The 22139-nt window shown below is 39.2% G+C and carries 14 protein-coding genes; 4 read left to right on the top strand and 10 right to left on the bottom strand.

The window, feature by feature from the left end; genetic code table 11:
- Positions 1-42 precede the first annotated feature (42 nt).
- From EGI26_RS15160 to mraY, 6 genes are all read right to left on the bottom strand, one after another.
- Positions 43-1461 carry an amidohydrolase gene (locus EGI26_RS15160; protein WP_255079694.1) on the bottom strand — a complete coding sequence of 473 codons (1419 nt, stop codon included), beginning with the start codon at positions 1459-1461 and terminating at the stop codon, positions 43-45.
- 119 nt (positions 1462-1580) lie between these two features.
- Positions 1581-2396 (bottom strand): glutaminyl-peptide cyclotransferase, encoded by an 816-nt coding sequence (locus EGI26_RS15155; RefSeq protein ID WP_255079693.1) that lies wholly within the window; start codon positions 2394-2396, stop codon positions 1581-1583.
- A 195-nt stretch (positions 2397-2591) separates the two neighbouring features.
- Complete coding sequence (gene dinB, locus EGI26_RS15150; RefSeq protein WP_255079691.1) at positions 2592-3821, bottom strand: DNA polymerase IV; 1230 nt, start codon at positions 3819-3821, stop codon at positions 2592-2594.
- A gap of 241 nt (positions 3822-4062) precedes the next feature.
- Positions 4063-4932: an ion transporter gene (locus tag EGI26_RS15145; RefSeq protein WP_255079685.1), complete on the bottom strand. Its 870-nt coding sequence runs from the start codon at positions 4930-4932 to the stop codon at positions 4063-4065.
- Positions 4913-7681: a S9 family peptidase gene (locus EGI26_RS15140; RefSeq protein WP_255079684.1), complete on the bottom strand. Its 2769-nt coding sequence runs from the start codon at positions 7679-7681 to the stop codon at positions 4913-4915. Before EGI26_RS15140 ends, EGI26_RS15145 begins: the two co-directional genes overlap by 20 nt.
- An 84-nt stretch (positions 7682-7765) precedes the next feature.
- The gene (mraY, locus tag EGI26_RS15135) at positions 7766-8956 is read right to left on the bottom strand and encodes a phospho-N-acetylmuramoyl-pentapeptide-transferase (RefSeq protein ID WP_255079682.1); all 1191 of its coding nucleotides are present in this window, start codon (positions 8954-8956) and stop codon (positions 7766-7768) included.
- A 441-nt stretch (positions 8957-9397) separates the two neighbouring features.
- Here mraY and EGI26_RS15130 point away from each other — a divergent pair, with 441 nt between their 5' ends.
- Positions 9398-9700 (top strand): hypothetical protein, encoded by a 303-nt coding sequence (locus tag EGI26_RS15130; RefSeq protein ID WP_255079680.1) that lies wholly within the window; start codon positions 9398-9400, stop codon positions 9698-9700.
- A gap of 36 nt (positions 9701-9736) precedes the next feature.
- On the opposite strand, the gene EGI26_RS15125 is transcribed toward EGI26_RS15130, so the two are convergent.
- Complete coding sequence (locus EGI26_RS15125; protein WP_255079678.1) at positions 9737-10729, bottom strand: family 43 glycosylhydrolase; 993 nt, start codon at positions 10727-10729, stop codon at positions 9737-9739.
- A 327-nt stretch (positions 10730-11056) separates the two neighbouring features.
- Between EGI26_RS15125 and EGI26_RS15120 the strand changes: the two genes are divergently transcribed.
- Entirely contained in the window at positions 11057-12172 is a 1116-nt protein-coding gene (locus tag EGI26_RS15120; RefSeq protein ID WP_255079676.1) for a cysteine desulfurase family protein, read from the top strand.
- A 138-nt stretch (positions 12173-12310) separates the two neighbouring features.
- On the opposite strand, the gene EGI26_RS15115 is transcribed toward EGI26_RS15120, so the two are convergent.
- The 3 genes from EGI26_RS15115 to EGI26_RS15105 all read right to left on the bottom strand — a co-directional run bounded on the left by EGI26_RS15115 (position 12311) and on the right by EGI26_RS15105 (position 18632).
- On the bottom strand, positions 12311-14386 hold the full coding sequence (locus EGI26_RS15115) for a glycoside hydrolase family 97 protein (RefSeq protein WP_255079675.1): 2076 nt from the start codon (positions 14384-14386) through the stop codon (positions 12311-12313).
- Positions 14387-15054: 668 nt separating this feature from the next.
- Complete coding sequence (locus tag EGI26_RS15110; RefSeq protein ID WP_255079673.1) at positions 15055-16116, bottom strand: DUF4249 domain-containing protein; 1062 nt, start codon at positions 16114-16116, stop codon at positions 15055-15057.
- Positions 16116-18632 carry a TonB-dependent receptor gene (locus EGI26_RS15105; protein ID WP_255079671.1) on the bottom strand — a complete coding sequence of 839 codons (2517 nt, stop codon included), beginning with the start codon at positions 18630-18632 and terminating at the stop codon, positions 16116-16118. Before EGI26_RS15105 ends, EGI26_RS15110 begins: the two co-directional genes overlap by 1 nt.
- 213 nt (positions 18633-18845) lie before the next feature.
- Between EGI26_RS15105 and EGI26_RS15100 the strand changes: the two genes are divergently transcribed.
- Together EGI26_RS15100 and EGI26_RS15095 are read left to right on the top strand one after the other, a co-directional pair.
- The gene (locus tag EGI26_RS15100) at positions 18846-20660 is read left to right on the top strand and encodes a hypothetical protein (RefSeq protein WP_255079670.1); all 1815 of its coding nucleotides are present in this window, start codon (positions 18846-18848) and stop codon (positions 20658-20660) included.
- A gap of 102 nt (positions 20661-20762) precedes the next feature.
- Positions 20763-22112, top strand: coding sequence for an erythromycin esterase family protein (locus EGI26_RS15095; RefSeq protein WP_255079667.1), 1350 nt, complete (start codon positions 20763-20765; stop codon positions 22110-22112).
- The last annotated feature ends 27 nt before the right edge of the window (positions 22113-22139 follow it).

Genomic DNA, 22139 nt, shown 5'->3' with positions numbered 1-22139 from the left:
CCTTTTTTGCTTCTATTTCAAATGTTTAAAAAACCATAGAACTCAATTTCTATAATTCAAGGCTGGCTTTCTGTTGCCAAGCAAAGCTTCATACTTAAAATCACCACCCGTTTTTTCTTTAAATTCTACAGTCGCCTTTTGTATAAGTTCTTGATTTTCAAATAAGTCTATCGCACTCAATGCCAAAGTTTTGGCTGCTATCATCATTCCTTTTACTCCTATGCTTGTACCGCCAGCGGCAACAGCTTGCCAGCTATGGGCAGGCGTGCCAGGTACCCAAGTGGCAGTTCTACAACCAACTGTTGGCACAGCCCAACTTACATCACCCACGTCTGTAGAGCCTCCGTTGGCAGAGTTCTCAAGTTTAAGTTCTTGAACTTTAGTAGTAGCATCAAGAGAGCTTTTGAACATACCAGGAGTGGGCAATATTTTGTTGGCAAAAGCCAATTCTTCCGGCGTCATTACGTAGCCACCCACCATGCTCATGTTGTTGTGCATTACTTTGGCGAGGGTTTCGTTGGGCAAAAGTTCGTGCACACCACCCAATACTTCCACTTCTACTCTTGTGCCCGTGCCTTGTGCCGCTCCTTTGGCTATGTTCTCCATCCATTCCCACATTTCTTTTACGTTGGTGCGGTTGGGGTGACGAGCATACACATACAACTCAGCAAAGTCTGGTACCACGTTGGGGGCTTTACCACCTTGGGTAATCACGTAGTGAATACGAGAATCTTCTTGCACGTGTTCACGCATCATGTTGATCATGTGTGTCATAGCCTCTATGCCATCTAATGCTGAGCGGCCATTTTCGGGAGATGCGGCGGCATGGGCCGAGCGACCGTAAAATCTAAACTTGCCCGATTTGTTGGCCAATGAACTTGAAGCGTTGGCAGAGTTGTCTGAGCTTGGGTGCCAGTGCAATACCACATCCACGTCTTTAAATAATCCCTCACGTACCATATATACTTTGCCTGAACCACCCTCTTCTGCAGGTGTGCCATAAAATTTTATTGTGCCTTTTTGACCCGTTTTTTTCATCCAGTCTTTTACGGCTACGACTGCTGCGGTAGAGCCTACACCAAACAAATGATGTCCACACGCATGACCTGCTATGCCATTGAGTGACTGTTTTTCAGGGTTTGCTGATTGTGAAAGCCCTGGAAGAGCGTCAAATTCGCCCAAAATTCCAATAACAGGCTTGCCCGAACCAAAAGTAGCCACAAAGGCCGTTGGAATATCTGCCACGCCAGCCGTTACTGTGAAACCTTCTTTTTTGAGCGTGTTTTGGAGAAGTTCTGAGCTTTTGTATTCTTGATAACCCACCTCGGCAAAATTCCAGATGTCCATGGCCATGGAGCTATACTCTGGCTGTCTTTTTTGGATATCGTCAATTACTTGTTTTTTGGTTTGTGCAAAAAGCAAAGGGCAGGCAAGAAAAAGAAAAAATAGTGTTTTTTTCATATCGTTTTGGTTTTTGGTTTGTTGAGTAAATATAAGTTTTTTTCTAAAAAGAAGTTTCTCAGAATGGTGATATATGGTCTTTTTGTAGATAAAACAATTAGAAATATCTATTCAAAGCTTTACAAAAACTTGATTCTATAAATTTTTGGCCAAAGTTTGCCCGTAATCAGAAACTCTCCTTTGGTAGTGTTGTAGGCTATGCCATTCATTTCCATTAGGCCTGGGTTGAGTTTTTGGGCTTCCACAAAAATTGGCCCCATATCTACTTTGGCTACTACGTTGCCGGTGTTGGCGTCTATTTTTACTATTTGGTTGGTGGTCCAGATGTTGGCATAGATATAACCTCCTACATACTCCAGTTCGTTGATTTTGTCTATGGCGTAGCCGTTTTCTCTTACGTTGATTTCTTTGACTTTCGAGAAATCTTTAGGGCTAAAATAGGTGAGTTTGCTTGTGCCGTCGCTCATGATAAGGTTTGTGCTGTCGTGGGTCATACCCCAGCCTTCGGCGTTGGCGTAAGGATATTCTGCTATTTGTTTGTAAGTTTTGGCGTCGTAAACAAAGCACTTTTGGGCTTTGTAAGTGAGCTGGAATATTTTTCCGTCGAGCTTTGCTATGCCCTCGCCAAAGTATTTGTTGCGGTCTATGGCTGCTTTAGGTATTATTTTCCCCGTGGTGGTGTCTACTGGCCCGAGGTGCGAGAGGGTGTAAGTGAGCTCCTCTGGTGAACCCGTGCTTTCGAATATCTGGCCGTTGTCTATGTATAATCCCTCTGTAAAAGACTGTATGTCATGTGGATAACTACCCACTATGCTGTAGTTAAGTGTGGCTGTTGATGCGGGCTCTTCTGTAGTTTCTGTAGTTTCGGAGCTTTTGTTATCGCAAGCAAATACCCAAACCGATACTGCCAATATCCCTATAATGTTTCTAAACATATCTATTAATTGTTTTTTTCTAAACGTAAATATCCGTAGAAACAGAGAGTTTTTCAAATTATTTGGTGGATTAGGGGTGTATTTGGAGAAACTGTAAAGTATTTCTTTTTATTGAGTGTTTCCAAAGTCTATTTGATAATTTATTTCTAACCACTTTTTGGGTCTGACCGCACGCCGTAAAATTAGCCAATAAACCTATTGATACATCTTTCTCAATTTCTCAGGTGGTAGACCTACGCCCTCTACCTTTATTTCTTTGCGGCGTTCGTACATCTGCATGCCAAACACCTTGCCTACGGCCTTGATGCCATGCTTGTGGCGTATCCGATCCATGGCTTGGTAGAGGTCGGCCATGTGGGCGGACTTGTCGAAAAGCGTAATCTGCGAATAGCCTGGCACTAATTTGCCAAACTTTACACCAATGAGCCGAATGAGCAGACGGCGGTCGTAGAGTTTTTCGAATATTTCTAGGGCCTTTTCTTGTAGTTGGTCGTCGTTGGCGGTGTAGCTTACAGTCAGCTGCCGCAGGTGGGTGTCGAAGTTGGAGTATCGAATCTTGACCGAAAGTTGGCCTACACAGCGGTTTTTGCGGCGGAGGTCGTAGCAGAGTTCTTCGGTCATTTTTACGAGGATAGACCGCAGCAAACTTACATCAGTGGTGTCTTTGTCGAAAGTCATCTCTTTCGACATCGATTTTTGGTCGTGGTAAGGCACTACAGGGCTATTGTCTATGCCGTTGGCTCTATCCCATAGGCTGACGCCGTTTTGTCCCAATACGGCCTGTACCATTTTCTTGGGCATTTCGGCCAGCATACCTATGCTCGTAATGCCCATGTTGCGTAGCTGTTGGCCTGTTACTTTGCCTATCATGGGCATTTTGCTTATGGCCAAGGGGCTCAGAAACGAGCGTTCTTCACCTAGCGGTATGAGTTTTTGGTTGTTGGGTTTACATTCGTTGGTGGCTACTTTTGATATTGTTTTGCCGCTACTCATGCCTAGTGATATGGTCAGACCCGTATCTTTTTTTATCCGCTGCCGCAGTTCAGTGGCGTATTTGTAGCTGCCAAAGTATTTGTCCATGCCCGTGAGGTCGGCGTAAAACTCGTCTATGGATGCTTTTTCTAGTAAGGGCAAATTGCTTTCCATTAAGTTGGTGACCATGTCGGAGTATTTTACATAACTCTCAAAGTCTCCACGGATCCAGATGGCATCGGGGCAGAGGCGTTTTGCCATTTTGCCTGGCATGGCTGAGCTTACGCCAAAGGCTCGGGCTTCGTAGCTACAGGCGGCCACTACGCCCCGCTCGCTCATGCCACCCACTATCACGGGTTTGCCTATGAGGCTAGGGTTTTTGATCCTTTCGACCGACACAAAGAACGAGTCGAGGTCGAAATGAGCGATAGTTCGTGTTGTTGCTGATTTCATTTTTTAAGTATAAGTAATATTCGCAGCTCAAAATTGGCAATTATTTTAGCAGAATAGTGCTTGTATTTTTAGCAATAGTGATTTTGCTAAGGTTTGTAGAATGCGGGGAAGTTTGTGAGGATACAAACTTGGGCGGATACAAAGCCAAATGAGCGAAGCGATAAAAACTCTGAGTAACTCAAAAACACAAAGTAGATAAAAAATATCAGTGAAACTCTGCGTCAAAAATACTTTGCAAAAATTAATGTATATGCTTGCCTTTCTCGGCCAAAAAATACTCAGCTTGGCAATAAGGGCATTTTACTTTTCCCTGTTCGTTTTTATAGCCCCTGATGTGTTCGTTGAAACCCGAAGCTATAATACCCGCAGGTAAAGCAAATAGTGAAATCCCTGAAATAGCCACAAAAGCCCCCAATATTTTTCCGGCAAGTGTTATGGGATAAATGTCTCCATAGCCCACTGTAGTCATGGTGTTTACACCCCACCATAGTGAGGCAGGGATACTCGAAAAGTTCTTTGGTTGCACAGGATGCTCGATATAATACATCAAAGAGCTGGAGAAAATAATCAAGAAAAAGATAAAAGAAAATGCTAAAATGAGCTCGTCCCGTTTGCTGTTCAATACGTTTTTGATAATCCTGAATGCATGAAAATACCGGCTCATGCGGAAAAGCCTCAGAATACGCAACAAACGGAGCATCCGAATAAAGGCAAAGTCGGTAGCAAAAGCCGAAAGGAAAAACGGTGCAATGGCCAGTAAATCCACAATACCCCAAAACGAAAACAAGAAACGTACACGCCCGTAAAATGGATGGCTAAATCCCCGAGCTTCAACACAAGACCAAAGACGAAGTAAATACTCCACCAAAAAAACAGCTACAGAAAAGTATTCGAAGTCCCTAAAAACGGTATGGTAGTTTTGGCTTAAATCAGGAATAGTGTTGAGGATAATGGCTATGGTATTAAGAAAGATGAGTATAGAAAGCGAAATGTTAAACACAAAACTGATTCCTTTTCGCTCAGAATACCGCACATCTAGTGTGCTCCACACCTTCTTTCTAAAGCTACGCTTGTTACCTATTTCGAAGGTTTTAATCGAGTTTAAGTCCATAGTTTAGTGTTTTTTCGGTTGCGGGCACGCCCTTGCTCATCCATTCGGGCATAGGGGCGTCTTTCAGGTAATAATCAAAATATTGCGACATTCGCAGCGACCAATCTTTGCGGTTTTTGCGTTGCGTCAAACCGTGTTTTTCGCCGTTATAATTGAGCATCCACACTGGTTTACCAAGTCTTTTAAGCCCCATAAACATCTCTATGCCTTGGTACCATGGCACAGCACCGTCGTCGTCGTTGTGCATCATTAGTACAGGCGTTTTTACATTTGGAAGGTAGAACAATGGCGAGTTTTCGAGATATTTTTGTGGGTTATCCCACAGTGTAACGCCTATTCTCGACTGCGTCCGCTCGTATTGTGCTTGGCGAGAGTTGCCCGTTTCCCATCTGATTCCGCCGTAGGCACTGGTCATGTTGGCTACAGGTGCTCCAGCTTCGGCCGCTCTGAAAATATTGGTTTTGGTCACCAACCAAGCTATCTGATAACCGCCCCAACTGTGGCCTTGCACACCTAGTCGGGTACTATCCACAAATCCCATTTCTATTACTTTCTTTATGCCTGGCAATATACAATCGTAGGCACTTTGGCCTGGTTGACCAGTTTTGTAAACAATATCTGGCACAAACACACAGTAGCCGTTGCTTGGATAATAAGAGAAATTGATGCTTGACCTAGCCGGCTGAGGTACATTATATCGGTAGATTTGGTCCGACATTTTCTCATAAAAATACGTTATCATTGGGTACTTTTTGCTTGGGTCAAAGTTGGCAGGTTTGTAAAGAATTCCTTCCAAGTTTTTGTTGTCCAGTGATTTATATTTTATCATTTCAGCAGTACCCCAGTTGATGTCGGCTTGTTGTGGATTGGCGGTGCTTACTTTTCTAACTTCTTTAAAATCAAGGCCTTTTGTGTGCTGTAAGTCGGGAAAAACCTCGAAGTTTTCTTGGGTAAAAACCAAATCAGTGCTTTCTTTAGCTTTGATAATTTTTGGAGACAAATAGAACTTCTCAAACATGACCAATTCTGGAATTGCATTTTCAGCCATACCCAATGTTGCGTATCCCGACTCCATGGTTTTTTGATTAAACACATGCAGCATAACCGTACTTTTGGTATCAATCTGCGTTTCTTTTTCGTCTAATGAAATGTATCGGTAGCTTAGGTTATTTTCTCTGCCATTGGTCAGGCGTTTTCTCTCCGAAGGTTTTGAGGGATTTACGGCCCAAATATCATATTTGTCATATATCCACACTTGGTCGTCGTCTTTGGTAAAGCCCGCCATGCCGTAGCTGCTTGGTTCGTCGGGATGGTCGTCGTCGGCTTTGTCAGAGAAATTCACATCGTCTGTGAGTTTGTGAGTCTTTTGGTTTCGAATCTGATAGGCAAACCATGCAGTGTCTTCCAAGGCATACCAAACTACAAATTTGCCATCGGGTGACATCCGCAGGTCAGTCACGCGTTTGTTTTCAAAAATTAGCTCGCGATTTTCAGTTTTGCTAGAAACCGTGAAGGCGTCTATTGGTGGATTAAAAAGCCAGTGTTGATGGGCATATTTTTCGGAAGCCAAAAGTAGCATTTCTTCTTCATTGGCTGTTTTGGTAAGTCTTATTTCAGAGAAATCTGGATTTGCCAATTGAACAGTTTTCTGTGTTTTTAGGTCAAAAATGGCCAAATAGCTTTTTTTCAGGTCGTTTTTGAGATTGGCCAACTGCTGTGGCATTAGGCGGTTATCTTTCCAATTCCACACATCCAAGCTCACAATGTCTTCTTCAAGTCTTGTGGTATCTTTTATGATTCCTCGAGGGTTTTTTCCGAAAAACAATTTACTTCCATCTTTTGAGAATTGAGGCTCGAAGTCTGCACTGATGAGCGGCAATCGGGGGTCTGTTATTATAAGCGTATCGCCTATCAGTTTAGGTTCTTCGGAGTTTTTCCAATAATATAATGTATGGTTTTTTATCAAAGATTTTTTGGTAGTATCGGGGTCGAGGATTGTGGCCCAAAGTTGGCCATCTTCAGAGCTGATAAGTTGTTTATATGTGCCTTTTGATTCGGCCAAAAGTTTGGTCTTTTGGCCCGTTGTAGAGAATGTATACAAACCAGCTTTCATGGTGCTATCTTTTCCGGTGGTTGCAAAAGTCAAAATTTGCCCCGAAGGATCAAACTGGTATTTATAAACAAACGGGAACTTATGTAAAGTGTTGTTTTTTAAACTATAAACTTGCAAAGTACTGCCGTTTTCTTCACTTTCCTTTTTGGTTTTTTTTGCCTTGGCCGAGGTATCTTTTTTGGTTTCAGGATGGCTCAGAAATGCCAGCCAATCATTTGATTTCTCGGGAAAAATAAAACTCTTGATGTTGCCAAATTTTAGGGTTTCGAAGGTAGTAAAACTGTGTATGCCAATGCTGTCTTTGGGCATTTCTTCCTTCTTTTTTTTGGCCAATTTAGCAGCTTTTACAATACTTTTTGCTGGAGAAATCTTGTAAGCAGCCCATTGTGAATCTTGGCTCAGCCAAAGATCAGAGGCACGTTCAACGGTATCAATGGCATTGCCCAATAGTGGATACAGAATAAGCTTATTGTCACCATCTTGAGGGCTGAGTACATAAGCTATCCAATGCCCGTTTGGGGTTATTTTTGTTTCAGAGATAGCTTTCCAAGCGTCGTAGTCGGAATGTTGTAAGGGTCGTTTTTGGGCAAAAATACCCGTAGATAGCAATAATAAGAAGATTAATGTCTGTTTCATTTAGGCGTATAGGTTCAGGCCAGTTAAAGGACTTTCCAAATATAGCAAAAAAATGCTATGGGCTAAACCACAGACAATACCTTTTTATTGCAACTTAAGCGTAACAATGCTGATAACCGCCAAAACTATGGCTACAATCCAAAATCTTGTTACGATTTTGGCCTCATGGTAGCCTTTTTTCTGGAAGTGATGATGCAGTGGCGACATCAACAAGAGTCGATTTTGTTTGGCGTATTCCAGCCCTCTTCTGCGTTTTTGATATTTAAAATAACTCACTTGTAGTATCACCGAGATGTTTTCGGCCAAGAAAATGCCACACATCAAAGGAATCATCAGCTCTTTTCTTAAAATCAAAGCCAATGTAGCTATAACACTGCCGAGCATCAAGCTGCCGGTGTCTCCCATAAAAACCGATGCAGGATAAGAGTTGTACCAGAGAAAACCTATGCAGGCACCCAGAAAGGCCGCACAGAATATTACCACCTCGCCAGAGTTGGGAATGAGCATAATATTCAAATATTCAGCAAAGACTTTGTTGCCTGATAGATAGGCAAATACCGCTAAAGTAAGTCCGATGATTGCCGAAGTTCCCGCCGCTAGACCGTCGATGCCGTCGGTAATGTTGGCGGCATTAGACACTGCCGTGATGATAAACACACAAATAAAAACATAAGGCAACCAAGCCAAACTCGCAGGTAGATAACTCGAAAGTATATCGTAGTCAAGAAGGTTATTTTTTAAGAAAGGTACTGTAGTGGTGAGCGACTGCTTATCTATGAATCCGTTAGAGCCGAACTCTCTGATTTTTACGTTGTTGTTGAAATATAGCGTAAGACCAACTATTAATCCTAATCCTACTTGTCCGATTATTTTGAAAGTACCTTTTAAGCCTTCTTTGTCTTTTTTGAAAACCTTGATGTAGTCGTCAGCAAAACCTATCATGGTAGTCCAGAGAGTAGCAACGATAAGCAGAATGATGTATACATTGTCAAGCTTAGCAAACAACAAAACGGGTATCATCAATGATGCTAAAATGATAAAACCTCCCATTGTTGGTGTACCTTTTTTCTCTAATTGACCTGTAAGACCCAAGTCTCTGATGCTCTCGCCCACCTGCAACATTTGGAGTTTTCGGATGATTGGTTTACCGTAAATGGCCGCTATCAAAAGCGACAAAATAGTGGCTGCTGAGGCACGAAACGATATGTAACGAAACACACCTGCACCGGGGAAATCGAACATTTGGTCGAGGTAGCTAAAAAGGTAGTAAAGCATTGTTTTAGGGGTATAATAGTCTTGTGAAGCAAAGATAAATGATTTTTTTGGCAAAATTCTATAGCTACTAAGCAAGAATATTTTTTAAACTAACCCCAATAGCATTCTTCTATCCAAAATCTCCCTCACTACCAAAGTTTCAAAATATACTTTCTATTATTTCTTAAATTGACCCCATGTTTTTCAATATTGTTTTGATTCAAATAGTAATATTATATCTATATAATATAATTAAATATGACTTTTTAAAAAAGTTATTATTCGGATATAAAACAAACATAATGTATTTAAGAGCAAACTAATATACTATTCCTAACTAATTGATATGTATCAATTTATAGATTTATAAATAGTTGGTTTTTAAAATAAATCCTTTAGCTTTGCAATTGATTTATATCAATTAGTACCCGACCGAATCTATTAATCTAAAAAGGAACATAAATGGAATTGTCAGTTTTAAGAAAGTCAGGAGAAGGAATAAAATCAATAAACACAACTGCATTTTCAAAATTTAGATCACAAAAATTTACAATTAGCTGTGTTGTTGTCAAAAATAGAACCCAAAGGCTATTCATTTTGGCTTTTCTCTTAGTTCCATTCTTGAGCTTTTCAAATCCTCCTTCAAAAAGGGCTAAAAAAGCAAAAACTGTCAAAACCATAAGACGTAACATCTTAGAGCTAGAGTTTGGTACATTCAGATACGAAAGTCCTGTCATGGCTAAGAAAAGTGTTTTCTTAGGATAAAATCTTAGGCCAATTCTAGGCCAACAATACATTTTCTCATTTGTACTTTAACTCTATATTCGTTCCATAAGGCATTGGCGTGCCAAAATCTGGCTTGCCGTTTTTCCAGTCAAAGGGCTGAATATTCACTTGTCGGTCCCAGCCGGCTCCCTTTCGGCGAGCAGAATGATAGACTATGTAATCCTGTTTATTTATCTTAATGAAAGAAGCATGACCGGGGCTTGTTACAACTTCATTGCTCTCAAAAACCGGCTTCGAAATTTTAGACCATGCCGAGGCAGACAACGGATTATCGCCAGTGAGCTCCAACATGCCTAAGCAGTAGTGGTCAGACCAACTGCCTGCTGCTGAATATATTAGAAATAGTTTCCCGTTGCGTTCTAAAATTTCCGGGCCTTCGTTTATGGTCGGCAGGTCTTTACTTGAGCCACGTTTTTCCCATTCGTAGTCTGGTTGAGAGATTTTCACTCGCTCCGACTTGATGCTCGTTGGGCCGTCCATTTCGGCAATGTAGAGGTTTTGTTGCACGTTTTGGTCTCCCTCCCAACCGCTCCAAATAAAATAGAGCTTACCCTTGAATTTAAAAGCAGAGCCGTCAATAGCCCATTTATCTGACTTGTCTGTTATTTTGCCAATAAAGCTAAATTCGTCATTGATATTTGCCCCAGCGGTGGCCAACACGTACATACGGTGATTCTCGTTTTTGCCATCATCTGCAGCCACATATACATACCAGCGACCATCCAGAAAATGTAGTTCGGGAGCCCACACTTCTTTGGCATAGGCAGTTCCCTTTTGAGGAATCCAAATACTTCGTTCTTTGGCTTGTGTAAGTTCAGAAATTCGGTTTACTGATTTCAAAAAAACGGTGTCTCTCCTAACATAACAATAATGGAGCGTCTCCCCATGTGTGTACACCCAAGGATCTGCTCCTTTCTGAAGTATTGGGTTCACCACGATTTCGCTTTTTTGTGCATAAGTGTTTATAAACAAGCACAAAAGCACAATTGTAAAAGAATATTTAAGCATATAAGATTGAATAAAATCTATGAAATGGTTGTAAAGAAACAAAACACAAGGCTAATTTCCTTTAAAATAGGGTAAAATCAATTTATGCTTTTAATAAAGAATTGATTTTGTATTAATATTTAGAAAACATTCGAAACGGAACTTTGTGATAAAAATTCAGGATGCCAAATCTCAAAAACAAAGACTTCTTTGCCTTCATTAAAGACTGGGGCTTTTTGATTCTCTTCTTCTACATTATTGTGGTTTACTACTCGCAATCTGTACCAAAATAGTTATTACAATTCGCTCAAAAAATGTACTTTTGGACATCACATTATAATTGTCCTAATGCCCTTGCCTATTTATTTCGATTACGCTGCCACTACGCCTTTGGCTCCCGAAGTTCTCAACGAAATGACACCCTTTTTCTTGGAGAATTTTGGAAATGCCTCTAGCCGACACCACGCTTATGGTTGGTTGGCTGAAGAAGCCGTTGAGGAAGCAAAAGAGCGAATTACAAAGGCTTTTAAATGCAAAAAAAACGAGGTCGTATTTACTAGCGGAGCCACTGAGTCTATAAATCTGGCATTGAAAGGATTTGTCCACTTAAATCCTGATTATCAAATAATAAGTTGTGAAACAGAGCACAAGGCCAACCTTGAAGTTGTTTCAGATTTAGCCAAAAAGAATGTAAAAACTATACTTTTGGGGGTTGATAATCAGGGAGAAATCTCATTAGAAAAACTAGAAGAAGAACTCCAAAAGGGTAAAAGTCTGGTGACGGTTATGTGGGTAAATAACGAAACTGGCCTTGTTCACCGCATTTCGGAGATTCTAAAACTAAAAGAAAAGTACGATTTTGTGTTACATGTAGACGCCACACAAGCAGTTGGGAAAATCCCGATAGATTTTTCTGATATTGATTTCCTGAGTTTTTCGGCTCATAAAATTTATGGCCCAAAAGGCATGGGGGCATTAATAATAAAAGACTCACACAAGATAAGTCCGCAAATATTGGGTGGCGGCCAGCAACGTAACTTTAGAAGCGGAACACTTAACATTCCGGGCATTGTTGGGTTAGGAAAAGCTACCGAATTGGCCAGCAATAGAATTGGTGATTTTAATACCCATTGTGAAAAATTGAAACTCACACTAGAGTCTGAAATTATTAAAATTTACCCTAAAGCCAGAATAAATTCCCCAAGTGCTCAAAGAGTTTCTAATATTTCAAACATTTGTTTCGAAGGCCTTGATGGCGAAGATTTGATGCTAAAACTCCATAAAGTGGCTATTTCTAATGGTTCGGCTTGTAACTCCGCCACTATGTTTCCGTCGCACGTACTCACGGCCATGGGTATAAACGAAGCAGACGCATTTGCGAGCTTGCGATTTAGCTTTGGTTGGGGCAATTCAGAGAAAGACTTGGAGGTGTTTTTTGAGAATTTAAAGAAAGTTTTGGGATAAATTTTTCAAAAAATATAGCGTGATTCCCTACAGAATCATTGAACCCTTTTCCTATTATTTACCCCGAATTTCCATTCGGGGCTATTCAGATTTGAGCATTTCATGGTCATAATTCTTGTTTTAGAAGAAAACAGGTAATTAAATTTTCTTAATACTCACCGCAAATCCACCACCAGCTGCTATTTGCAAACTAAGACTAGATTTGCTGCTTACTTTCATTTTTTCTATCACATAATCCTGCGGATTTTTATCCCACGACGCCTTCGGTCCATCTTTGTATATGGTAGCTTCGTACTCCATATTATCATTTAGAAAATCAAGTTTAAAGTCCATTTTTCTGCTGTTTTCGTCTGAAATGGCTCCCAAATACCAGTCTTCAGAGTTTTTCTTTTTTCGGGCAGTTACCACAAATTCGCCGGGCTCTGCCGAGATAACTTTGGTGTTGTCCCAATCTACCGGCACGTCTCTGATAAACTGAAAGGCATCAGGATATTTCTGGAAATTCTCTGGAAAATCGCCCGCCATTTGCAATGGGCTATAGATGGTCACGTACATGGCCAGCTGCTTGGCAAGTGTGGTTTTTACTTTCTGCTTTCGGCTAGGGTCATATTGGTTGAGGTTGAAATGGAAAAAGCCTGGCGTATAATCCATAGGACCGCCCATGAGTCTCGTAAAAGGCAAAATGGTCTCATGCTCGGGCTTGAGCCCAAGTGTTGGTGCGTTGTTAAATTCGTTTCCGCGTGCAGCCTCGTTGGCCAGCCAATTGGGGTAAGTACGGTGCAAGCCCGTGGGATGAGCGGGCTCGTGGGCCTCCACCATAATCTGATTTTCGGCCGCTTTTTTTGCTACTCTTTCGTAGTGATTGACCATCCACTGGCTGTCGTGGTGTTCTCCACGGGGTATAATTTTGCCTACATAACCCGTTTTTACGGTATTCATGCCATGGTTTTTCATAAAATCAAAGGCTTTATCTATATGTCGCTCGTAGTTAGTGGCTGAGCCTGAGGTTTCGTGATGCATAATGATTTTTACCACTTTCTGCTTGGCATAATCGCTAAGGTATTTCACATCGTAGTCGTCATAGGGGCTCACAAAATCAAAAACGTCTTCTTTCCAATTGCCAAACCAATCTTCCCAACCTTGGTTCCAGCCCTCTACCAGCACACCATCAAAATTATTCGCTGCCGCAAAATCAATGTACTTTTTTACGTTTGCAGTATTGGCTCCGTGTTTACCACCAGCCTTAAACCAATCAGATTTGCCCACGTGCATCTCCCACCACATACCTATAAATTTCTGTGGTTTTATCCATGATGCGTCTGCAATTTTGCTCGGTTCGTTGAGATTCAGAATCATTTTTGATTCTAAGATTTTCTCCGCCTTATCGCTTACATTTATAACCCTCCAAGGCGTGTTAAAAGGCGTTTGTAGGTAGGCTTTGTTGCCCACGGCATCGGGTGTGAGATGGGAAGTAAGCGTAAATGTAGTTTTATCCAAATCGAGATGCATAACCGGGTAATTTATCAACGCTGCCTCATGGATATTGATGTAAAGCCCAGTCCTTGACTTCATCATCAAAGGAGTTTGGACCGCATTTTTGCCTATTATGGATTGCAAAGCGATATCCTTTTCTTGGTTGGCTGCCTTCAGAGCGTCTATTTCGGACAGGAGTGTGGTATTGTAAAGATACTCGTTGGTATCATAATCGCCTGGTATCCAGAAAGTTTTGTGATTACCAGCCAAATTGAACTGTGTCAGTTCATTTTTCACTACAAAATGCTTAAAACCAACCTGCTCAGGGAAAAAATACCGAAAACCCAAGCCTTCATTAAAAACCCGAAATTCTAAATCTAGTAGAACATTTGATGTAGATTTTAGATGAATTACCAATTTTCGGTACTGATTTCTTATTTCAGAAACCTCGCCCCAAACCGGCTTCCAAACTTCGTTTACAGTAAGCGTATCGGTGCCCAACCAATTAAAAGTATTGAGTTTTAGACTAGGTTTGCTCAACTCAAAACCCACAAGTGAGTTTTCTGCCACCACTTCTTTTCCGAACTTCAAATTGTAGCTTATTTGCTTTGTGGCATTTTGATTTACCGAAAGGCTAATATTGTTGTCTGGTGAAGATATTTTAAAATTAGTCTGGCCATTTGTTTTTGAAATTATGAAACAACATAAGTAAGCCAAAAGGGTGATTTTGGAAAAATTCATTATAAGGTTAGTATTATTTAATAGCAAAATAATATATTTTTTTGAAATAAACTGAAACCTTCCCGAGTATCTTTTCGCATGAATTATGAACATCTTAAAATTTAGTAAGATGCTATCTTAATTTTTACATTTAAATAAAACACTCTTTTCTCCTAATTGAAAAGGGAAGATTTTATTAGCTTATTTCGAATATTGCCGATTTTTAGTTCTATTTGTCGATTAAATCCCATAAGCATAAGCGATTTTACTGTTTTTAAGACGCGTTGGAGTACATTTGATAAAACTTTTCCTATGAAAAAGAAACGAGCATTTCCGCAATTGCTTATCCTCATATTTGGCTTGTTTCTAACAACATCGTGCATTGATTTTATAATAAGCGAAGTAAGATTTTAAGTCAAAACCCAGAGAATATAATAAAACCTAGGAGGTATTAAAATAAATGCATTGAGGAGAAGGATTTGGTACGGCTAAAACGGTAATTCTTTATGTTGAAAGAAAGTCAACAATGAGAAAAACAACATTTTTGACCTTTACTAAATAGACATAATCAGAGCTTTATAAAAGCTAAAAAACCTGAAATTGACTCCAGAGTGAGACTTTGCAAAGTGCAAATTCCTTCGAAAATTTTATGACTTTTTATCAAAAAAATATATTCTTAAAATAATGAGTTAAAACTCAGGAATACTAAATCCAAGATTATAATCTATCCATCCCGCCTTTCGACAATCCAATAGAGGCAAGTTCTTATTTCTGAGATTATTGAAATCGGCATAGGCCTCCACCTTTTGAAATGCCGCTGTTCCCATAGCTTCAAACCTCTTTATTACAAGTCTCTGTTTAGTGGTTCCGCTGACCACAAATGCTCCTAGCACTTCTTGGTCAGGTTTATTTACGCATCTTAAATTTCCCACAATTTGGGCCGGTATTTTATCAAACAGGCCTCCTCCTATGGTTCTTTGGTCTTCTTGCCTCTGCCAAAAATTATAGATTTGCTTAGAAACCGACTGAATATCTAGCTGAACTACATAGTCAGTCCAATCAAAGGCGTCTACTGATTTTATATTTAAGGGAAGGTTCTTGCCGTTTACAAGAAAGTCGTTGAGTAATGTAGGCTGTGTATTTAACGGTGCACGCCAGCATTTAAAATAACACGGTGGTGGCGGTGCCGGAGGTGGTGGCGGTGCTGGACAGGTAGTCTGAAATTCAATAAATTCTTGTTTCTTAATGAAATAAAAATTTTCTTCTCCCTCCAAATCTTTAATGCTTGCTTTTACATCAAATCGCATATTCTCAACCTTTTCCGCGTCAATAAACTTATAGGAGAAATTCTGCAACTGAGGAGGAGTTTGTAGTTTTTCAATACTAGATTCTATTTCCAGGCCATCTGCAGTAGTAATTTTCAGTTGATAGCTTTGCCCTGGTAGACCTTTAAACAAAATTGCTGTTTTGTATAATCCATTTCCAAAATCTCCCAAAATTGTTGTATTACCAATATTGTCAACGATGCGTACTTTAGCCCCTTCAACTGGCTTGCCTATAAATTCTCTGGCATCATAAGGAGAATAGGCACTAATAGTATTTATTCTTACTGAATACGGCCCGATTAAATTACCAACTTCACCATAAACTATTATCGCATTGCTTAAATTATCGGTTTTATAATTTGATATTTCTGTTTCACAGGCCAAAAACAAAAATGCGATGACGACAAGAAAATTGTATTTTTTCATTAAAAACTAAAGTTGTAAGTAAGAGATGGAATAGCAACAGCCAACACCGAGAGTTTGTAAGTACGTGCTTGATTTCTTAAACCCGTTGCTGATCTAAAATATATCGAATATACATTTTGCCGACCTAGAATGTTATAAATAGAAAAATTCCAGCTACTGTTCATTTTGCTTTTTTTCTTAGGATCAAGTGTAAAACCAGCATCTAATCTAAAATAATCAGGCAGCCTTTCCTGATTTCGAAGCGTAAAACTGGGAGCCGAATATCCATCTAATATTTCGGTAATTTGTGCAGGACTAAGAAATTTATATGTTTGTCCTTCGTAAACATAGCTCCTAATTTCAAGTCCATCTCTCGGAATTAAATTATTAGAAATCAAATAGTTATATACATCGTTAAAGGCATATATTTTATATCGCCCATTGGGGTATGTTATAGGTCTGCCCGTATTGTAGGCCAAGTTAGCATTAAAAGTAAGCCGATTGGTCAATCGATCATTGAACACCACTTTGAAGTTATGAGGCGTATCAAAATTGGCCGGGAAGGTCAATCCAAAATTGGCCGCCACTTGCTCCGAGGTGGCCGTTGCTTGCCGAAAAGTTCTAGCATAAGTATAAGATAACCAGCCAGTAACCTTAACTCCTCTTGATTTTTTTATAAAAAACTCGGCCCCGTAAGCATAACCCTTACCCACCAAAAGCTGAGTTTCCACGATGGGATTTAAATAAAGGGCCGCACCATCTACGTAATCTATTACGTTTTTGAGGTTTTTATAGTACAGCTCCACTGAGGTCTCGTAAGTACTAATTGAAGATGAGCCAATGTTTTTAAATATTCCAAAAGAGTACTGATCCGCAATTTGCTGGGGCAGTTGAGCATTGCTGAGTTTCCAAATATCTACAGGAGATATGGCCATGGTGTTTGATAACAAATGAACGAATTGCTGCATCCTATTGTAACCAAACTTCAATGATAAAGTAGAGTCCATTTTCCAAGAAAAAGAAATTCTCGGCTCAAAACCACCATATGATTTTATTTTCTTCCCTTTCTGGTAAGTCAAAGTGTCCGTAATTGTTGTAATTTCCCTTGGCTTGCCCGATTGATATTGGAAAAAACTACCTGGCCCAAGAAGAGAGTAATGGGCGTACCTAACACCGAAGTCAACATTGACTTTCTTGGTCAAAACCAAACTGTTGCCTACATAAACCGACAGTTCGCGTGCATTTTCCACCGGCATTTTAAAAGTATTAATAATAGATTGAGCCGAATTGGGCAAAAAACTACCAGCATCGTTGATGTAATAATTAGCCTCCCCGCCAAAATAAACCCTTGAAGAATTGCTCAGGTCAAAATTAAGGTCTTCTCGTAAGGTTTTTTGAATAACGCTAGGCTGCCACGCATATTCATAAAATTCCTTTTGGCCTTTATTGCCGTATAGATATTTGCTATAGAATGCCGTAAAATTATGAGACAACCTTCTATTTATAAGTGCATTGTGTTTTAAATTAATGTTTTGTGTATTCCAGTTGTAAACAGTGTCTTGTGCAAACTTAAAGGCATCTGTACTGGTATAGACGGCAAAAGAAATCCGCTGATTTTCACCAAACTTATGCGTAATTTTTGCATTTAGGTCATAAAAATTTGCCTGACTCTTTTTGAGGGAAGGATTATTGAAATACTTAAGATAAAAATCTGAAAGTGAACCCCGTGCTCCTACAATTATAGAAGTTTTATTTTTCCAAAGCGGCCCTTCAATCAAAACTCTGCTTGCTATTGGCCCTAACCCGCCACCAAATTGCCATTTCTCGAAATTTCCCTCTTTGGTTCTCACATCCAAGACAGACGACGCCTTTCCGCCGTAGTTTGATGGTATACCACCTTTAAAAAGGCTTAGGTCTTGAACCATGTCGGCATTGAACCCAGTAAAAAATCCGAATAAATGAGAGGTATTAAACAAAGGCACTCCATCTAAAAGAACCAGGTTTTGGTCCACGTTGCCTCCTCTAACATTGAAGCCAGAAGCTCCCTCGCCCACCGTTGAAACCCCAGGAAGCAACATGATGCTCCGTATAACGTCTGCTTCACCCATAAGCGTTGGCAGCTTTTTAAGCGTTTTTCCCGAAATTTTTTCGACACCCATCAATGCTCGATTTACATTTGCGTCCGATTTTTCAGCCGAAATCACAACTTCGTCAAGAAGTTTTTCAGATTCGGTCAATAAAAACTCTTGATCAGTTTTTTCAGTTATGTTGATACGCTCCAAGTAAAGCTTATAGCCAATCATCCGTATAGACATCTGATAATTTCTAGGACTTAGAAGAATAGTAAATTTCCCGAGGGTGTCTGTTTGGGTACCGAACGAATATCCCGAAAAAAGGACACTTGCACTACCAATTGGCCTACCTGTAGTTTTATCTTTTACTGTTCCAGTAAGCAAAAACTCCTTTTTTTGAGCAAAAGAAACATTTAAAAATGAAGTGAGAAATACAGCTGTTAGAATTGCTCTTTTTAAATTCATCCCATTGGTCTAAGTGTAACATTCTTTGCAAAGATAATTGATTATTCCATTATCCTTTTTACTGTTGATGGTTATTCTCGCTTCAGAATACAAGAATTTGATTCTTTACATTTCTCTTCGTAGACTAAACTCATTTTTGTTAAAATTGTTAACACCATTTTTTTATCATTATTCTACTACTATGTTTAACGTTATAAAGAAAACTATTCGCCAATGTCAATTAAATCAATCCTTCCATTATACTTTCTATGCGTGTCGTTGTTTGCACAGCAACCCACCAAAATAAATGAAGAGCTATCTGTTCCAAGAGAAAAAATTCACGTAGAGGGCCTGAAAACAAACTATTTGGCGGGAGAAAAATTATCAGTTAAATTTTCGGTCATTGAAACTCCAACTCTTCAGTTCACCAGCATAAGTGTTCCGCTATATGTGGAACTAATAGAGTCCCTATCAGGAAAACTATTAAGGCGGTTTGTTCTAAAAATAGAAAAAGGCGGTTCGACCTTGAATTACAGACTTCCGCTAACATTAAAAACCGCAAACTATCAAATTAGAGCATACACCACTTGGATGCGAAACTTTCCTGAAAGCTCTTTTTTTAACTTCCAATTTCCTGTTTTTGGTCAGAATTACAAGGAGGAAATGGGAGAGATTGCATTGGATCCGATCTTAGACACAATCGGCATTTATGCTGAAGGAGGTCAGCTGACAGCAGGAATCAAAAATAAAGTACTCCTAAGAACTTTCGATAATTTCGGGGTAACCATGGAGGTGCCTTTTAAGTTAAAAAATGAAAATAACGATATTATACTTGAGTCCCAAACAGATATCTCAGGGGGAGCAACTTTTGAGTTTCACCCTAATCCCGCCGAAAAATACTTCATAGAAAGTGGCTCAAAGGTTTTTGAAATTCAGAATATAAAACCTTCTGGCACAAATATAATTGTGGACAATTTGTCGAATAAAGACAGGCTTAGGGTGATGGTACAGAGTACGGAAATGCTGAAAACTAAAGATCCCTTCTATTTTATAATTAACCAACATAATCAAAATGTTTACCTCTCCACATTCGAAAACAAAAAAGATGTCTTTCTTTTCTTCATAGACAAAAACATACTTCCAGAAGGAATTCTGGATTGTTATTTGATAAAAAATACCGAAATATTGGCTTCTCGAACAATATATAATAGCTTTTCAGCCAAAGCAAACGTTGACCTAGACACTGAATTTTTAACAAAAAAACCAGAAAATTTCTTTTATAATAATAGAAAGTTTTTACCCGAAAAAGGCCTATCAATAGGGGGTACTCTAAAGAAGGTTTCGGGCAAAGAACTAAAAAAGGAAGAAACCTTGACAGTCCTGCTTGCCGATACCAATGTTGACAGTATAGCAAATAATTATGAGTCAATTTTTGTAAAAACCAAGGGCAAATTTAAGATAGACAACCTCGATTTCTATGGAAAAAAGCGTGCTACATTTGTTTGTCCGCTTGCTCAGATTGAGGTTGATAGTTTAGCGGATATACCCCTAATTTTGACCAAGGCTGAGCCTATAAATTGGAAAATGGTTAGTACAGATTATGAAATGCAAAAAAGAAAAGACGAAATCATTGAGGGCATTTTAGAAGAATCAAAGAAAAGCAGTATTTCTCTAGAAGAAATAGTAGTGAAGGCAAAGAAAAATTTTGACCCTTTCAACAAGTTCGGAAACGCTAGCCCACAGGTTCTTTTGGACAACAAAGACGTGGTTGTATTCCCACAAACAACAGATTTGATAGAATACATAACCAAGTATAGGTGTGGTGGACAAGCAGCTAAAGTAATTATTAATGGTAATTTGGAGCTAACAAAACATGACAACTTATTAGATTTTTTCATTGGCAACATTGAAAAGGTAGAAATTTTCAGAGCTGCAGAGGCCGCCATTTTTAATTGTAATTGTGCCATAAATGTGGTTATGTACGGACCCAGAAGTTTTTTGAAAGAGTATAAACAGCAAATTATTGAAGGTTATTATACAGAAAAATAGGTCTTATTCGATTTCGTGAATCCTATTTCGATAAAGTCTGGGGATTTACCAAACAAAATAACTTTCGTAAATTTAGTTAAATGCAGCCCAGCACGAAGTAATATGAACTATTTTACAACCGAAAACAAACAATATATATATCCCGTGAAAAACTTCTTAATTCTTAGTACAATCTTTTTCTGGATCGTTTCGTGTAAAGAACCTGCCAACGTACCCTCCGACACAACATTACCTCCGGCTGCTATTGACTCTAGCCTACTAGTTGTCAATGAATTAAACAAACTCATTAAGCCTTTGGGCTCTGATCCTCTTTCTGTGACGGATGATGAGTTGAAGGTTTTTGATGAGTACAAAAACGTAAAAGTAATAGGCCTAGGCGAAGCCACCCATGGCACCAAAGAGTTTTTCCAGATGAAACAGAGACTGTTTCAATATTTTGTAAAAAACTTCGGGCATCGTGTTTTTGCTTTTGAAATGGACTACGGCGAGTCGCTTGTTTTAGATGAATACCTACAGACAGGGAAAGGTGATATCACTAGCATAATGAAGAAGGAAATGCATTTTTTCGTTTGGAGAACGACTGAAGTCAGAGATCTATTAGAATGGATGAAAAGCTATAATATTGGTAAGTCAGAAGACCAAAGGCTCCATATTTATGGTGTAGATTGCCAATATTTTGATACAAACGCTAGAATACTGCAAGAAAAAATTTCGAAGATTGATGTTAATTTAGGTCAAAAACTACAACCTATACTTTCCCCAATGAAATCCCTTTCTTATATCCCTTCAGAAACGGATTTGAATACTATTGCTTCTTTAATTAAATCCAATAAAAATGAAATAACTGGTAAATCTTCGGAAAGTGAATATCAATCAATTGAACATTTATCGGATGTTTTAATTCAAACGTTCATTTATGCTAACGAACCTGATCACGCTAAAGCTGGTATAATTCGAGATGAATATATGGGAAAAAATGCAGTTTGGTTAAGCAAACAAACCAACTTCCCGATGTCCATATGGGCTCATAACTTCCATGTGAGCAACATTGTCGAAACATTTACCTATTCAAGAACAATGGGCTATTATATTACAAACGCACTTCAAGGAAACTATAAAGTCATTGGCTTTTCATTTTTGAAAGGAACAGTTACATCTAAAAATAGCTTAAATATGCAAGTGGAATATTTGAATGTAGATGATGCTCTAACTGAAAGGTTTACAAATGTAGTTTTTGGAAAATGCAGCACTCCTAATTTTTTGTTTAAAACAAAAGATGTTTTTAAGAATCCAATAATAAGACCATATATTGTGTCACGTGCTTTTTTTGAAATGGGAGCAGTTTATGATACTCAAAACAAGCCAAGTGAAAAATATTTTTTGCCCCTATTTGAAGTAAACTATGATTATTTAATACACATAAATACCTCAACACACAGCGATTTGCTGTAGTTTAACAACGGTAATTTAAATGAAAAT

The sequence above is a fragment of the Lacihabitans sp. CCS-44 genome (assembly GCF_024343735.1).
Classification (GTDB): domain Bacteria; phylum Bacteroidota; class Bacteroidia; order Cytophagales; family Spirosomataceae; genus Leadbetterella.
The sequence above is the reverse complement of the archived record's forward strand: the minus strand, read 5'-3'. Positions and strand labels throughout refer to the sequence as shown.

Coding starts and splice junctions, on each gene's coding strand:
- EGI26_RS15145 (WP_255079685.1), bottom strand. CDS start 4,932: ATGGACTTAAACTCGATTAAAACCTTCGAAATAGGTAACAAGCGTAGC.
- EGI26_RS15130 (WP_255079680.1), top strand. CDS start 9,398: ATGGAATTGTCAGTTTTAAGAAAGTCAGGAGAAGGAATAAAATCAATA.
- EGI26_RS15160 (WP_255079694.1), bottom strand. CDS start 1,461: ATGAAAAAAACACTATTTTTTCTTTTTCTTGCCTGCCCTTTGCTTTTT.
- dinB (WP_255079691.1), bottom strand. CDS start 3,821: ATGAAATCAGCAACAACACGAACTATCGCTCATTTCGACCTCGACTCG.
- EGI26_RS15110 (WP_255079673.1), bottom strand. CDS start 16,116: ATGAAAAAATACAATTTTCTTGTCGTCATCGCATTTTTGTTTTTGGCC.
- EGI26_RS15155 (WP_255079693.1), bottom strand. CDS start 2,396: ATGTTTAGAAACATTATAGGGATATTGGCAGTATCGGTTTGGGTATTT.
- EGI26_RS15140 (WP_255079684.1), bottom strand. CDS start 7,681: ATGAAACAGACATTAATCTTCTTATTATTGCTATCTACGGGTATTTTT.
- EGI26_RS15105 (WP_255079671.1), bottom strand. CDS start 18,632: ATGAATTTAAAAAGAGCAATTCTAACAGCTGTATTTCTCACTTCATTT.
- EGI26_RS15120 (WP_255079676.1), top strand. CDS start 11,057: ATGCCCTTGCCTATTTATTTCGATTACGCTGCCACTACGCCTTTGGCT.
- mraY (WP_255079682.1), bottom strand. CDS start 8,956: ATGCTTTACTACCTTTTTAGCTACCTCGACCAAATGTTCGATTTCCCC.
- EGI26_RS15100 (WP_255079670.1), top strand. CDS start 18,846: ATGTCAATTAAATCAATCCTTCCATTATACTTTCTATGCGTGTCGTTG.
- EGI26_RS15095 (WP_255079667.1), top strand. CDS start 20,763: ATGAACTATTTTACAACCGAAAACAAACAATATATATATCCCGTGAAA.
- EGI26_RS15115 (WP_255079675.1), bottom strand. CDS start 14,386: ATGAATTTTTCCAAAATCACCCTTTTGGCTTACTTATGTTGTTTCATA.
- EGI26_RS15125 (WP_255079678.1), bottom strand. CDS start 10,729: ATGCTTAAATATTCTTTTACAATTGTGCTTTTGTGCTTGTTTATAAAC.